This is a genomic window from Streptomyces gossypii (assembly GCF_025165795.1).
Classification (GTDB): domain Bacteria; phylum Actinomycetota; class Actinomycetes; order Streptomycetales; family Streptomycetaceae; genus Streptomyces; species Streptomyces gossypii.
The window spans coordinates 23,502-37,398 of the sequence record NZ_JAJAGO010000006.1 but is presented as its reverse complement, the minus strand read 5'-3'; the positions used below and the strand labels follow the sequence as shown (position 1 = coordinate 37,398).

Genomic DNA, 13,897 nt, shown 5'->3' with positions numbered 1-13,897 from the left:
CGTCATTCCGTGAGGAGAGCAGCGGCAGCGGGGGCCCGGGAGAACCCGCCGTGGCCCAGGCCGGGGGGAGCCGCACGGTCGGCCTCCGGCGTGCGGGTGGGGCGGCGGCGTCCGGGTACGGGGGCGTCGTTGCCCTTCGCGCCGAGCCGCTCGACGAGGCGGTAGCGGCAGACCCGCATCGGGTCTGTGTGCCACAGCGTCTCCATCGAACCCCCAAGGTCAGCTGAGACGGGAGCCTAGCCCCCTCCGTAGTGGCTGCTGAGAGGGGGCCCGCTCCTCCGGCATCAGCGGGTGGGAGGGGCGGCGCGACCGCGTGGGCAGGCCGCCGCAGGACATTCGTACGCAACGATCAGTGCAGCTCAGCGGCCCGGAGCAGGGCATTCTGCGAGGTCCCGCCATGCATGCGTGGCTAGCCACTGTAAATGGCGGTACATTTTAGTGGCCAGCCACATAAGTAGGGGGGCCGAAAATGCCTGATGCTCACGACTTCAACGCCCGCACCATCGCAGAGTTCCGCGCCAACCTCGGCCGGGTCGGCGGCTCCTTCGAGGGGGCGCCCCTGCTGTTGCTGCACACCGTCGGAGCGCGCAGCGGCGCTGCCCGCATCAGTCCGATGATGTATCTGCCCGACAGCGGCCGTTACCTGGTCTTCGCGTCCAAGGCGGGCTCTGACCGCAATCCCGACTGGTACCACAACCTGCTGGCCCGCCCGGACGCCCGGATCGAGGTCGGCGACGAGACTCTCGATGTGCGCGCCGCCGAACTGCACGGACCGCAGCGCGACGCGTACTACGCCCAGCAAGCCGCCCTGTATCCCGGCTTCGCCGCTTACCAGCGCAAGACGAGCCGGATCATCCCGGTCATCGCGCTCACTCCACCGCACTGACCTCCACCGCACTGACCTCCACCGCACTGACCTCCACCGCACTGACCTCCACCGCACCGCGATCACCGCTGCGGCGACCTTCTTGAAGGGACACGCATCATGTCCATGGCTTACCTGGCCCCACCGGACCAGCAGCAGACACTCGAGTGGCTCGATGGCGGTACGTTCTCCGTCCTGCTGGACGGGCAGGCGACCGACGGTCAGCTCACGGTCGGCCGTTTCCACGTCGGCAAGGGCGAGGCGCCGCCCTTCCACACGCACACCCTCGAGGACGAGATCTTCCTGCTGATCAAGGGCACTGCCCTTGTATGGTCCGGCGATCAGGAATTCGAACTCAGCGAGGGCGGCATCGTCTTCCTGCCCAAGAACGTGCCGCACGGCTACCGGATCACCTCCGAGGAGGCCGATCTGCTGATGATCGCCACCCCCAGCGGCATCGAGGGCATGTTCCGCATGGCCGGACGCGATGTGTCCACCCCGCGACCCGAAGGCTTCGAGATCGCCCCCGAACTGCTTGCCCAGGCGGCGGACGCCTACGGCCAGATCGTCGTCGGACCGCCCCGCTGACAGGCCAGAGCTTCTTCGCGGCCAGCCACCGACAGAGTCAGCCCGCCCGGCTGACCGCCCCTATCCGATGGGAGCCTTGTGAACCAGACACCCCGAGCTGAGACGACGCCGGGGCCGGTGCGCACCGGCCGCCTCAGCTTCGCGATCTTCGCGCTGGCCCGCACCCACCGCGCCTACGCGGGTGAACTCCTGCGCGGCCTGGGCCTCTACGCAGGACAGGAGTTGCTGCTGATGCAACTGCTGGAGCGGGACGGGCAGACCCAGTCCGAACTGCTCGCCACCGTGGGACTGGACCACTCCACGGTCTCGAAATCCCTCAAGCGCATGCAGGAGGCCGGGCTGCTGCGACGTGAGCCGGCCGAGCACGACCGGCGGGCGATGCGCGTATGGCTCACCGAGGAGGGGAAGGCGATGCGCGGACCGCTGGAGGAGATGTGGGCGGCCCTGGAGCGGGCATCCGTGCGCGATCTCGACGAAGGCACCATCGACGCCTTCGTCGCCACCGGCGAGACCATCCGCCGGTCGGTCATCGAACGCCACAGGACCACCGACGCCTCCGGCTCCTCCCCAGCGGGTCTCACCTGAGCGGCGGACGGGGATCGGGGACGGCTGCGGGTACGGCTGCGCCGTCTCCTTCTCCCGGCTGGCGGTGCCTGCCCGCGGCGAACACGGCCTCGCCCGCCGTCGCCATGTCGATGATCCTGCTGTTACGGGACGGCCTCAGGCAGGCCCGGATAGTCGTAGAACGACAGCGCGGACGCCAGCCCGGCGAAACCTGCCCGCTGGACCAGCAGGGAAGGCCGTACGAGTGGTCGCCTCGGCACCTCACGGCTCGCGCATCGCAGCCGTCGGACCCAAGCTGGAGGGGACGGCGTTTCCTTTTCTGGTCCCACGGTGGGCCCAAAGGAGTGACCATGGCGGCGACGACGCGGAACGAGGCTCCTGTCGCTATCGAAGGTGGCGGTGTGGAACTGCGTATGAAGGAAGTCGGGGGAGGCATGTCCGTCGGATTCGTACGGTTTCCCCAGGGCGCGGACATGGCGCCGGCTCTCACGGGTCTGCCGGACGGCCTGTGTCAATGCCCTCACTGGGGATACCTGCTCAAGGGGCGTCTGAGGATGCGGACGGCAGGAGGGGACGAGATCTACGAGGCCGGACAGGCCTTCTACTGGGCGCCAGGGCATGCTCCAGAAGCGCTTGAGGACTGCGAGTACGTCGACTTCTCGCCGACGAAGGAGTTCAGCGAGGTGGTCGACCACCTCAAAGCGCAGCTGGGGTGATCCCTGTCGAGACTCGGTGAACCTTCGATGTCACAGGACAACGGGACCTCCGAGACCTCTTCTGCCAGGCGAAGGGCGAGCCGGACAGGGCGATCTCGGCAGTGCCTGCGACTGCGTCAGCGAGAGCTGCGTCAGCGAGAGGGGCTCAGTGAGGGGAAGAGCGCGAGGAACGGATCGGTGGTCACACCCAGTCCCGCACTGAACGGATCATCGAAGTCCCAGATCAGGAACAGCAGAAAGGCGATGAGCGCGCTGAACGCCCCGGCCAGCAGCAACTCCCGCGCGGACCTGCGGATCTGCAGCGTGAAGATCATGCCCACGGTGATCACGGCGCCCACGATCAGCCCGAACCACACGAGGCCGGGCATCGTCGGTCCCGTGTTCTGCCCGCGGTTGTTGCGGGCTTCGTCGGCTTTGGCGACGAGATCGACCATGGACAGGTACGTTTCGCTTTCAAGGTCGCTCTGCGGTGCGCGGCTCATGACGTCCCGGCGCACCTGTTCGAGCAGTTCCGCCCCTCGCGGGGAAAGGGACTCGTGATCCCGCATGTGCGTCCACTCGGTGTTGACGACGAACGAGACATAAGCCTCGATGTCGCCCCGAACGCGGTCACGCACCGCCGCCGGGTAGACGTCCGCACGCGCGCTCACCTCATGGAGCGCCTGGGCCTCGTTGAAGGCGTTGCCTTCCGCGGAGTTCCTGGCCTCCCAAACGCCTGCGATGGCGAGGCCGAGGACGATCGCGTACACCACACCGATCATCATCGACATGTACTCGATAACGTCCGGCGTCTCGGACGGATCGTCGTCATCCCCGACTCGCCGCTGCCGCAGCACCACCACCGCGATCACCATCAGACACGCAGCGGCCATCGCGATGGCGAGTGCCACCCATTCCGACATGGACAACTCCAGTGAAGTTCTTGAGCACGAAATTCAGGGGCACGGTCGCATCAGGTATGCGAACCACGGGAGGAACGTGAACGGGGGCGCAGCGCGACGGCGGCCAGCACCGCGGGAACGGTGATCACCAGCATGGTGGTGACCATGGACGTGGGTTTCCCCTCGGGAGAGGAGAACGCGGGGCGGGCCGGGGCGTGATGTGCTTTTTCGGGCCGCGGGGAGGGGGAATTCACCGGTGCCGATGTCCGTGCGGGTTCCGAAAGGGGTGTCGAGACGGCCGTCTTCGGAGGGCCGACCGCATTTGCTGAGCGGGTAGGCGGCGGTATGCGCGGTGCCGGTGCCGGTGCTGTGGACGGGCCGGGCTGCGGGCGGGCAGGACTCGGCGCGGGAGTCGGTGTCGCGGGAGAGGAGGACGGCGGGGGAGCCGAAGAAGACCTGGACGGGGGCGGCGACGGCGGCGCTGACGGCGGCGCTGACGGCGGTGCCGGAGGCTGCGAGGTCGTCGGGGACGGTGAGGGTGGCGTAGTCGGGGACGGTGAAGGCGGTTCAGGGGGCGGCGGTTTGGGGCAGTGCGGAAAATGCGCGGGTGGGCCACCCCTGCCCGGAAGGTGCCGCGAAACCCTGACGTCCGCCCTCACCGTGCTGTGTAACCACGGCACTTCAAGGGAGAGGCATATCCGCACCCGCACACCGGGACGGTCGTTCCCGGAGCCTTCGTCAACGGACTTGCCCGACGCACCGACAAGAACCGAGCACAGTACAAGTGTTCCCACGGCAGCCCCGGCACACCGAGCCGCCCACCAGGCTCTCCCACGCCTGTTGCGGCGCAGGGAAAAGCTGCTTTCGCTCACACCGAAGATCGTACGGGCTTCCCGCTCGGCGAATAAGGGACATCTTTTTAATGTGATTGTACGAAGAATACGTCCGCTGTATTCCCGCAATCCCGGACTCGGCCGTTGTCCGGGATGGGCCCCGTGGCACAGGGAACAGCCGGCCCGTCCGGTGTGTTCGGACGGGCCGGCCAGGGTCCTGCCTACGGTCGGCCCCGTCGGCTGCACCGGTTACAGGTTCACGGGATCGCCTCCCATGGTCACCACCAGGCGACCGTCGGAGTCGAGGTGCCAGTCCAGGGATCCGGCGTACTGGGAGCACCTGGACCCGTTGGAGCCGGACCACCACTGGTTTCCGCCGGCGTCGTCGCCAATGATCCGGTCGTTCGACCCGCTGTCGCAGGAGGTGTTGTTCCGGAACGTCGAGTCGCCCGCATCGAAGTTGAAGTTGCGTTCCTCGCTGGCGATGCTCAGGTTGTTCTCGATCGTCATCGACCCGGGGTTCCGGTTGTAGGTGAACCCGTGCTTGCCGTTGTCGTAGGCGATGGTCCGCACCACGGTGTGGTCGACCGCGATGTCCTCGCCGCCGAGCTTGAACCCGTTGCGGTCGCCGCTGGAGTTCTGCGTGCCGTCCGAGAGCGTTCCGTTGCCGTACGCGAGCGAGTCCTCGACGGTGACTCCTCCGATCGGGCCGGTGTCGTCCTTGGTGAACATGTCCCAGCCGTCATCGATGTTGTTGTGGGCCACGCAGTGCCGGAAGACGTTTCCTTCTCCCACGGTGAGCTTCGGCGCGAAGCCGTCGGCGTCCTCGCCGTCGGAGTCGGCGTTGTCGTGTGACTCCGAGCTGATGATGAGGTTGTCGGACGGCCACGTCTCCCGAGGCGCCCCGCCGGTGTAGCGCGACAGCTGCAGCCCGGTGTCGCGGTTGTGCCGCGTCACCACGCGCTCGATGATGTTGTTGCTACCGCCCAGGAGGATCCCGTTGTCACCGGCGCGTTCGACGACGAGGCCCTGCAGATGCCACCAGTCGCCGCCGATCGCCAGCCCCCGGTTGGACGAGTCCTCGCTCTGGGCCGAGAAGTTCAGCACCGGGGTCTCGCCCGGGTAGGCGAACAGCTCGGTGCGGTTGCCCGAGGTGCCGTCGTTGCCCGGCTCGATGTGGACCGTCTGCGAGAAGTCGTAGGTCCCTCCTTGCATGTAGATCGTCCCGCCGGGCTCGATCCGGCCGATCGCCGAGGTGAGCGTCGTCGGGTCCGACTCGCTCCCGGAAGCGCCGTCGCTGCCGCCCGGCGCCACGTGCAGCGCGTCCGCGCTCGGCGGCGGGTCGTCGTCGCCGTCGCCGGGCGGCGATCCGGCGTAGGTCTCGAACTCGGCGATCCTCGGTGTGGCGCTCGAGCTGGTGATCTCGAAGTTGATCTTGCTCAGCGATGTCGCGGGGAAGGTGATGACTCCCGCCCCGCTGCCGGAGGCCAGGACGTCACCGGTGTCGTGGTCGACGACCCGCCAGGCGCTGACGTTGCCTTCCGAACCTGCCGCCTCACGGACGTTGATCGTGGACACCGTGGTGTCCGAGCCCCACTTGACCGAGATCCGGCCGGTCGAGCCGCGCGGCGACCAGTAGGTGCTCATGTCGCCGTCGATGACGTTGCCGTAGCTGGTCCCGTCGGCCTTGCTGGAGCCGTCGGCGCCGGCCCCGGTGCTGAGGTTGGTCCCGCTGGGGGGATCGGTCGGGTCCGGCGGGTCCGTCGGGTCCGGCGGGTCGGTCGGGTCCGGGTTCTGCGGCGTGCAGTTCCCGTCCGACACCTTCAGACCCTTGTCGGCGCCTGCCGTCTCGTTCACGATGCCCGGCACACAACTGGCCTCATCGAGGCTGTAGGAGTACGGAATGCTGACCGTGGTGGTGGACTGCGGATCGGGGCCGGCCGGGTAGTTCTCGCTGCCCTCGCTCGACCAGGTCACGTTGTCGTAGATGTTGCCGCTGACCTCCCAGGAGCCGCGCTCGTCGGTGTAGAACGTGCCCAGGACGTCCTTGGAGTCCTCGAAGTAGTTGTTCTCGACCTTGGCGCGAGCCCCGGCCCGCGAGTTGATGCCGGACTCGACGAGGCCCGCGTAGTGGTTGTTGAACATGTGGGCGGTGCCGCCGCGGAGCAGGGGCGCGCGGGAGTTGAGGTTCGAGTACACGTTGTGGTGGAACGTGATGAAGCTGTTCGACCGGTCGCTTTCACTGGATCCGATGAGACCGCCGCGCTCGGAGTCGCGCAGGATGCTGTAGGACAGGGTCACGTACTGGGTGTTGTTCTTCATGTCGAACAGGCCGTCGAAGCCCTCGTCCTCGCCGCCCGAGGCCTCCAGGGTGAGGTGGTCGGCCCAGACGTTGCGGACGTTGCTCTCCATGGCGATGGCGTCGCCGCCGTTGGAGGTGGGCGAGCCCGACTTCTTGACGTTCCGGACGGTCACGTTCTGGATGATGATGTTGCTGGAGTCGCGAATGTGGATGCCCAGCTGGTCGAAGAGGGCTCCGCCGCCGACGCCGACGATCGTGACGTTGCTGATCTGCTTGAGTTCGATCCTGTCGTCGTCTGTGTTGCAGCTGTCGCCGGACACCTTGCTGGTGTTGCCGTGATGGATGGTTCCCTCGACCTCGATGACGATCGGGGTGCTGCTGTCGGCCCGGGTGCACAGGGCTTCGTGGATCTCGGTGCCGGAGGTGGCCCGCACCGTCTGCCCGCCCTCGCCGCCGGTCGTCCCGCCGTTCTGGGTGGCGTAGCCGGTGGCGCTGCCGGTGGCGTCGGCAGGTGCCGCCGACGCCGTGCTCAGGGGCACCGCCAGACCGGTGACGGCCAGGGCCGATGTGGCTAGCGCGGCACAGAGCCGCGTGGCTAATGATCTTCTCATGCTTGTTCTTCCCGTCCGTTGTCGAATACCGGGTACTGCCGTTGTGCGACCGCACGCGGCCCGCCTGGAGCGGGAGCGCGTCCCGTCGCCTGCTGCCTGCTCCGAAATCTCAAGATAGAAAGCGCTTTCTACGACAAGAAAAGGGTAGACCCTTCGCGGGGAAATTGACAAGGTTCATGACAAGAGTGGGTTCAGGGCTCTCGCTACCTACGATGGTAGTGCGGAAAGCCAGGCGTTTTCGCAGCTCAGGAGCGTTTTCCGGAGTCCCCGGCAGTGCCGGCGACCGGCGCGGCGCATCGCCTGCACGGAAGTGAAGCAGGAGCGAGACCGGCTCGGCGCCGAGCTCGTCGAGAGCAACCGCTCTCCCGAGGAGACCGGCCTGGCCACCACGGTTGGACGATCACGCGACAGCCTCATCAGCCCCGGCTCCTGCACGCCTGCCTGCGGTGGCGCACGCCAACGCCCGCCACCGCGACGTCCTGGCCGCCGAACGCAGGACACACGCGCGCATCCGCAGCGAAGGACCGGCGAACCTATGCGGTTACCGCACTCTCCGCTGCGCGGTGGTACGTGTTGATCAGGACGCCGGAGGAGCCATTCCGGCATAGCAACTCGCGACCGGGGCACTTGGCCTGAAGGCCCCGTTCGCTGGCAGATCTCAGGCTCACTCGCTGAGCCGGACCGGTGTCATACGTTGTGCGGGGCCGTCAGTGGCTCCTCGAGCTCGGACTGCATGGTGCCGAGCACCCATTTCGCGGTCTTGGCGAACGGCGTGCCGCCGATGCCCAGTTCGGCCTGTTTGGGTCCGCGCGGCAGGGCGGGGCCGGGGCCGGGCTCAGTGCGGACGTGCTGCCAGTACGGGGCGAAGTAGCGCCGGGAGCGTTCCTCCGCCGTCCTGACCACGCCGTCCAGGCCCAGTTCGGCTGCCAGCTCGTACTTCTTCCGCACCTGCCCGCAGATGTGCTGGTAGAGCGAGTGCGTGTACTCGTTGGGCTGCTGGGTGCCGACCTCCTCCTGGCGTATGTGGTAGACGAAGGCGTGCAGCACCGCCCGTGCGTAGATGTCGAACGCCAGGCCGTGATCGCCCTCGTGCCAGGCGAGGTCACCGTAGGTGAGGGTGACCAGGGCGCGCAGTTCGTTGTCGTCGGCGAGTTGCTCCCCGATGCCGTCGAGCATGCGGCGTGCGCGGGCCGGGTCGGAGGCGGCGTGCAGCTTCGCCTCCATCCAGGTGGCCCAGGCGCCGATCCACTCCTCGTCGGGTTCGGTGGCCTCCGTGGCGGCCGTCCGGTACCACTCGGCGGCCTCCCTGGCGTCCCGCTCGGTGCCCTGGCTGCCGTACCAGACCACATCGCCCTGGAGGCAGCAGAAGATGATGTGTATCCGGCGCAGATCGGGCTGCGACGGCACGCGGGAACGGGACAGGCCCAGGTTCAGCCAGATGTCCATCAGCGCCTCCCCGGCCCGTGCCCACCGGTCGCCCTCCGCACCGGGCACCTGGTTCTGCTGCCCGGCGACGTAGTGGGCGCGGAGCGCGTCGAGCCAGTCGATCCACTCCAGCGGGAAGGACGCGGGCAGCGCGGCCCGGTAGCCCATGACGAGCTGCGCGCAGTAGCCGGAGTCCACCTCCATGTCCCACCACCAGAAGGCTTCGAAGAACAGCCGGATCATGGCGCGCTTGGTGTCGGGGAACTGGCTCGGGCTCAGGTGCGCCGCGTGGTGGAGCCACTCCTTCGAGTCCCGCTGCCAGTCCGGGTTCTCGTACCGTGCGCAGGCGGAGTGCGGGGAGTCCGCGTCCAGGGTCTCGTCGAAGGTGAGGCCCTTGCGGTAGTGGCGCTCGACGACGGCGTGCAGCGCGGCGAACCGGGTGGGCTCGCCCTCGGCCAGCTCCCGGCCGATGTTGGCACGCAGGTAGTCGTGCAACCGCCAGCCCTGGTCCGCGTCGTCGTCGAAGGGCGTGGTGAACGCGCTGCGCGCCAGCCAGTCGTGGATCTTGGCCGCCTCCGGGCCGTGGACGCCCTGCTCCGCCAGGACTCCGGCGAGCACCTTCTCGGTGCAGCGCCGGATCACCACGAGGTGGTCGAAGAGCTCGACGGGTCGGCCGATTAGCTGCGCTGCCGCCTCGTCCACGAAGCGGCGCATCGCCTCGATCGAGCCCCGGCGCATCTCCCACACCCGGTCGCCGCCCAGGATGCGCTCGCTGATCTCCGCCGGGGGCGCGTCCGGCGAGAGCGCGCCGACGATGATCTCGGTGCAGGTGGCGACGCCGAGCGGGTGGCCCCGGGTGGCCCGGTAGACGGTCTCCGCGCAGGGTTCGGCCGTACGGTGCTGCCATCCGGCGGCGGTCAGGCACTCGCTGACGTAGGCGTGGGTCTCCGCAGGGTCCATCGGGCCGAGCCGTACGGTCGTCATCCCCGGCGCCGTGATCCGCGCATCCGCCAGCGGCCACCGGGCGTGGATCACCGTGGCGGTGCTGAGCCCGTCCAGCAGGGTGAGCAACCAGGTGCCCACCGAGGTCTGGAGCACTGCCTGCAGATCGTCGACCAGGACCGCGAGCGGGCGCTCCCGGGCCACGCTCCCCAGCACGGCGAGCACCTGCTCCTGCATCAGCAGCGCCCGGTCCCACGCGGTGGGCGGCGTCACCTGTACGTTGACGCTCCCCACGTTGTCCAGACGCATCCGGCTCGAGTCGGAGATCCGGACCTGGTTGAGGGTGTTGATCATGACCGGGCTCAGCCGAGTGTCCCGTGCGGCGAGCACGGTGCGCTCCAGTTCGCGGCCGTAGGCCTCGATGAGCAGCGGCGGCCGGGTGCCGTCGGGCCGCCGCGCGTCGCCGACGTCGGCGGCCAGTCCGTCCACCAGCGCCCGGCAGGCGCCGTACTCGGCCATCTCCCGTGCGGTCGGGTCGTGCGCACCCGCGCCACTGCCGTAGGCCGGCGCCTGGGCGGAGACGAACAGAGTGAGGTAGCCGTCTTCCTTGAGCTGTTCCGCGAGCTCGTTGAGCAGCCGGGTCTTGCCGCAGCCGCTGTCCGCGACGATGTCCACGCGCGCGCCGGGACGCGCGGCCACGGCGTCGAGCACGGTGCTCCGGACGGCGCGCAGGCTGCCGGACATCGGCGGAGCGGCGGACCTCGCCGGGGCGGGGGCCGGGGCGGGGGCGGATGCGGCGGGAGCGGGGTCCGCCGTCGTCCCGGGCGCTGCCGCGGCCGGAGGTGCGGCCGTACGGCGCGCGCCGCCGACCAGGGCCGAGCCCCTCAGCGTGCCCCTGCCCAGCCGGCTGAACCGGACCTTCGCCTTCCCGCCTGCCGGACCCACCCGTCCCACGTCGTACAGGCGGGTGCCCGAGGCCCGTTCGATGCGGACGTCGGCCCGACCGGAGTCCCCCTCCGCGGTACCGACGTTCTCCAACTCCACGTCGTCCAGGCGCCGGAGCCTGACGTCGGCCTCGGCCCCCGGGGTGGCGCGCGGTCTGCGGGCGATGAACCATACGACGAGCGCCACCAGGAGGATCGCCACGATCGCACCGGCCACCGGCAGGAAGGCGCCGCCCAGAGCGGCCCCGGCCCCACCCACGACGATCATCGCCCCCAGGCCGATGAGCAGCGGGGGTTCGCCCTTCAGAGCTTCGGCCACCTCGGGCAGACCGTCCGTACCCGCGGGTGGTTCGGGAACGGGGACCGGCACGGCGGCGGCGGGCGGTGAGGGAACCTGCGGTTCGGGTAAGGCGTCTGCGCCCGCTTGGGCGGGATCCGGTGTCGGCAAGAGAAGCCTCCAGAATGGCTGCGGGGCATCAGCACCTCGACGAACGGCATCAACCGTGTGTCACTCTCTGCGTCTGAACCGCCCGAAAGTGTTACCCCGCGACGGGCCGTTTATAGGTTCATCGCACACCGATAGATGATATGGGCAGGACGCCGACCGTCTGCGATTATCAGCCGATGGCACACACGGCGGGGAAGGCGAGGGCAGCGTGAGCGCGAGGGGGACGAGTGGCGGCACACCGGCGGGGCCTGCGGGTATCCGGCAGATCACCGCACCCGGGCCGGAGCTGGACGCGGTCTACGAGGAGATCCTGCTGCCCTCCTTCGCCCCCGACGAGTTGTCCACCCTCGAAGAACTCGGGGAGGAGCTGAGCAGCGGCCGTACGAGCGTGTGGGTCAGCGTCGACGCGGGCGGCCGCCCGGTCGGCACCGTCATCGGCGAGTGGGACCAGGCGCAGCGGATCGTCCTGCTGGCCTGGGCGGCCATCCGGCCTGGCCTGCGCGGGACGGGTATCGGCGGGCCGCTGCTGCGGACCGTGCTGAAGCGCTGGCGGCAGGAGCGGGACCCCTGCCTGATCCTCACCGAGGTCAACGACCCGGCCGTACACCCCACGGCCGACGAGGCGCACGGGGACCCCGTCGCCCGGCTGCGGTTCTACCGGCGGCTGGGCGCCCGGACGCTGGAGCTGCCGTACTTCCAGGCCGCGTTGGGCCGGGACCGCGAGCGGGTGGACGGGATGCTGCTCCTGGTGCTGCACGGCCACCCGGACTTCGCCGGCCGGGAGCCGGACACCGTAGACGGCGCCGTACTGCGGTCCTATCTGGAGGGCTACCAGCTGAACTGCGAGGGCGCGATCGCCACCGACGACCGGGCCATGCGGCTGTGGCGGGCTGTCGACCGGCCCGGCGGCGTACCGCTGCTGCGCGGGGCGGATGCGGCGGAGGAACCGGCGGCGGTCCCGTAGCGCGTAGCGGCGTGGGGCGTCGCACACCTGGTGGGCCATGCCGTGCTTCGTCAGGGTCACCAGCGCGTTGGCGATGGCTCCCGAGCTCCTGTCGATAGCCCGCTGATGCCCTTCGCGGTGTACTCCTCATTCGGATGTGCTTGTAGGTGTGCCAGGACCAGCTCGCGCAGTGCTCCGGGGTGCTGTCGGCATCCGGGGTTGTGGCTCCAGCTTCCTGAGGCACCTGGGCTGTCTGTGCCGAGGTATCCCCATTGGCGCTCCCCGGCTCCCCTGCCTATCGAGTTGCGACCTGATTGGCGAAAGCGCACAGTGAGACTGCGGGTGCTGACAATCTCATGGCCCAGTGGAGAGCGCTAGGACACAGCGCTTTCCATAAAACGACCGTCCTGTGCACGGCCCGCAGCCCGCAACCAACCTCCGGAAGCGTGACGCCGTCCGCCCTGGTGCCGCTCCGTGGACGACTCCGGCGCGCGCATCAGCCGTATGGGATATGCGGGAGGGGGCAGCTCATGGTGGATAACGATGGGGACGTGGCGGACCGTGGAAACGCTTGGTTCCAGCGTCTCGTGGCTCACATAGCTGACCTGCAAGGCCAGATCAACGGCTTGGGCAAGCAGGAGAGTATCAGCGATGAGGAGCTGGAAAGCATTAACGAGGCCAAAAACCAGCTCACGACGGCAAGAGAGTCTCTGCAGCACAGTGACCTCTGGTCACGGTTCTCCGGTAAGGCGACTGATCGAGCACTGGCCAACGTGCACGAGGCCGAGGTTGTCATTCTGCGTATCACTCGGCTCGGCCAGATGCGTTGGAAAGCGCTGGCCGTTCTCGTTCAGGCCCGCCTTCATCTTCACCCTACAGACCTCCGGTTGAAACAACTCGAAAAACTACTGCAGCCAGATGGGGATCCCGCTGAACTCAGGCAGGCCGACCGGGAGTTGCTGGTCGACACCTTGCATGCGGCGAACCAGGCAGAGGAAGCGGAGAGAGCCAGAGTACGCAGCTTCGCCCATATTCTGATGGCATCGACGGCTGTGATGGGCTTGATCGCCTTTGGATTTGCGATTTTCGCGGTCACTGAGCCGGCCGTTGGTGAACGCTTCTGCTTCCCGCAGGACCAAGACAATCCGAACGCGCCATTGACCGTATGCCCGCTGGGGAATGAGCCCACGTGGCAAGGCGTATGGTTCATCGAATTCGTCGGCATGCTCGCTGCCGCTGTCACCGGCGCCGTGTCGCTGCGCAAGGTACGCGGAAATTCGAGTCCCTATCACGTGCTCATCAATTTGCTGCTTCTCCGGCTGCCGGTCGGGGCGCTGACCGCGGTGGTCGGTGTCGTGTTGCTCAGCGGCAAGTTCTTTCCTGGGCTGACCGCCCTGGATACGTCGTCACAGATCATTGCCTGGGCTATGGCTTTTGGTGTCCTGCAAGAAGCGGTTACGCGGACGATCGACCGTCAAGGACAGCACTTGCTTGAGAGCGTGAAAGCTCCGGGGCGAGAACAACCGGAAGGCGAAGCCAAGCCGCCGAGGGACTCGGTGAAGGGAAATAGCAAGCGGGAGAAATAGCGGATTTCTTCGGCTGAAGGGCGGCTCCGTCGCGCTCGCCCTCGACGCCGTAACCCGTGGGATCTGCGGAATCTGCCCAGGACCAGGGGTCGGAGTCGGAAGGTGCGGGTTCCGCCGCGTACCGCTATTAGCGTCCCCCACCGCGCTGTTTCGTATGACCTGCGTTAGATCATACTTATGACCTCTTCTCCTGACCCGGCGCGGTCGTATCCCCGCAGAGCCGACATGACGTCGGCTACCGCGTCTCTC

Annotated in this window: 11 protein-coding genes; 7 read left to right on the top strand and 4 right to left on the bottom strand. The window is 68.2% G+C overall.

Annotated elements, in window-relative coordinates:
- Positions 1-2: 2 nt before the first annotated feature.
- The gene (locus LHJ74_RS13730; protein WP_260218280.1) at positions 3-206 is read right to left on the bottom strand and encodes a hypothetical protein; all 204 of its coding nucleotides are present in this window, start codon (positions 204-206) and stop codon (positions 3-5) included.
- A gap of 263 nt (positions 207-469) precedes the next feature.
- On the opposite strand from LHJ74_RS13730, the gene LHJ74_RS13725 reads away from it, so the two are divergent.
- From LHJ74_RS13725 to LHJ74_RS34195, 4 genes are all read left to right on the top strand, one after another.
- A complete protein-coding gene (locus tag LHJ74_RS13725) occupies positions 470-886 on the top strand; it encodes a nitroreductase family deazaflavin-dependent oxidoreductase (RefSeq protein ID WP_260218279.1) in 417 nt (138 codons plus the stop codon).
- 99 nt (positions 887-985) lie between these two features.
- Positions 986-1,453: a cupin domain-containing protein gene (locus tag LHJ74_RS13720; protein ID WP_260218278.1), complete on the top strand. Its 468-nt coding sequence runs from the start codon at positions 986-988 to the stop codon at positions 1,451-1,453.
- 78 nt (positions 1,454-1,531) lie between these two features.
- Positions 1,532-2,038 (top strand): MarR family winged helix-turn-helix transcriptional regulator, encoded by a 507-nt coding sequence (locus LHJ74_RS13715; RefSeq protein WP_260218277.1) that lies wholly within the window; start codon positions 1,532-1,534, stop codon positions 2,036-2,038.
- A 533-nt stretch (positions 2,039-2,571) separates the two neighbouring features.
- Positions 2,572-2,733 (top strand): hypothetical protein, encoded by a 162-nt coding sequence (locus tag LHJ74_RS34195; protein WP_311203295.1) that lies wholly within the window; start codon positions 2,572-2,574, stop codon positions 2,731-2,733.
- A 131-nt stretch (positions 2,734-2,864) separates the two neighbouring features.
- Here the strand turns inward: LHJ74_RS34195 and LHJ74_RS13705 are convergent, their stop codons facing one another.
- Positions 2,865-3,635 carry a bestrophin-like domain gene (locus LHJ74_RS13705; RefSeq protein ID WP_260218275.1) on the bottom strand — a complete coding sequence of 257 codons (771 nt, stop codon included), beginning with the start codon at positions 3,633-3,635 and terminating at the stop codon, positions 2,865-2,867.
- A gap of 331 nt (positions 3,636-3,966) precedes the next feature.
- On the opposite strand from LHJ74_RS13705, the gene LHJ74_RS13700 reads away from it, so the two are divergent.
- On the top strand, positions 3,967-4,161 hold the full coding sequence (locus LHJ74_RS13700) for a hypothetical protein (RefSeq protein WP_260218671.1): 195 nt from the start codon (positions 3,967-3,969) through the stop codon (positions 4,159-4,161).
- A gap of 535 nt (positions 4,162-4,696) precedes the next feature.
- Here the strand turns inward: LHJ74_RS13700 and LHJ74_RS13695 are convergent.
- Both LHJ74_RS13695 and LHJ74_RS13690 read right to left on the bottom strand, forming a co-directional pair.
- A complete protein-coding gene (locus LHJ74_RS13695) occupies positions 4,697-7,360 on the bottom strand; it encodes a pectate lyase family protein (protein WP_260218274.1) in 2,664 nt (887 codons plus the stop codon).
- A 687-nt stretch (positions 7,361-8,047) separates the two neighbouring features.
- A complete protein-coding gene (locus LHJ74_RS13690; RefSeq protein WP_260218273.1) occupies positions 8,048-11,119 on the bottom strand; it encodes an ATP-binding protein in 3,072 nt (1,023 codons plus the stop codon).
- Positions 11,120-11,327: 208 nt separating this feature from the next.
- Between LHJ74_RS13690 and LHJ74_RS13685 the strand changes: the two genes are divergently transcribed.
- Together LHJ74_RS13685 and LHJ74_RS13680 are read left to right on the top strand one after the other, a co-directional pair.
- Complete coding sequence (locus tag LHJ74_RS13685) at positions 11,328-12,083, top strand: GNAT family N-acetyltransferase (protein ID WP_260218272.1); 756 nt, start codon at positions 11,328-11,330, stop codon at positions 12,081-12,083.
- Positions 12,084-12,592: 509 nt separating this feature from the next.
- Positions 12,593-13,648 (top strand): hypothetical protein, encoded by a 1,056-nt coding sequence (locus LHJ74_RS13680; protein WP_260218271.1) that lies wholly within the window; start codon positions 12,593-12,595, stop codon positions 13,646-13,648.
- The last annotated feature ends 249 nt before the right edge of the window (positions 13,649-13,897 follow it).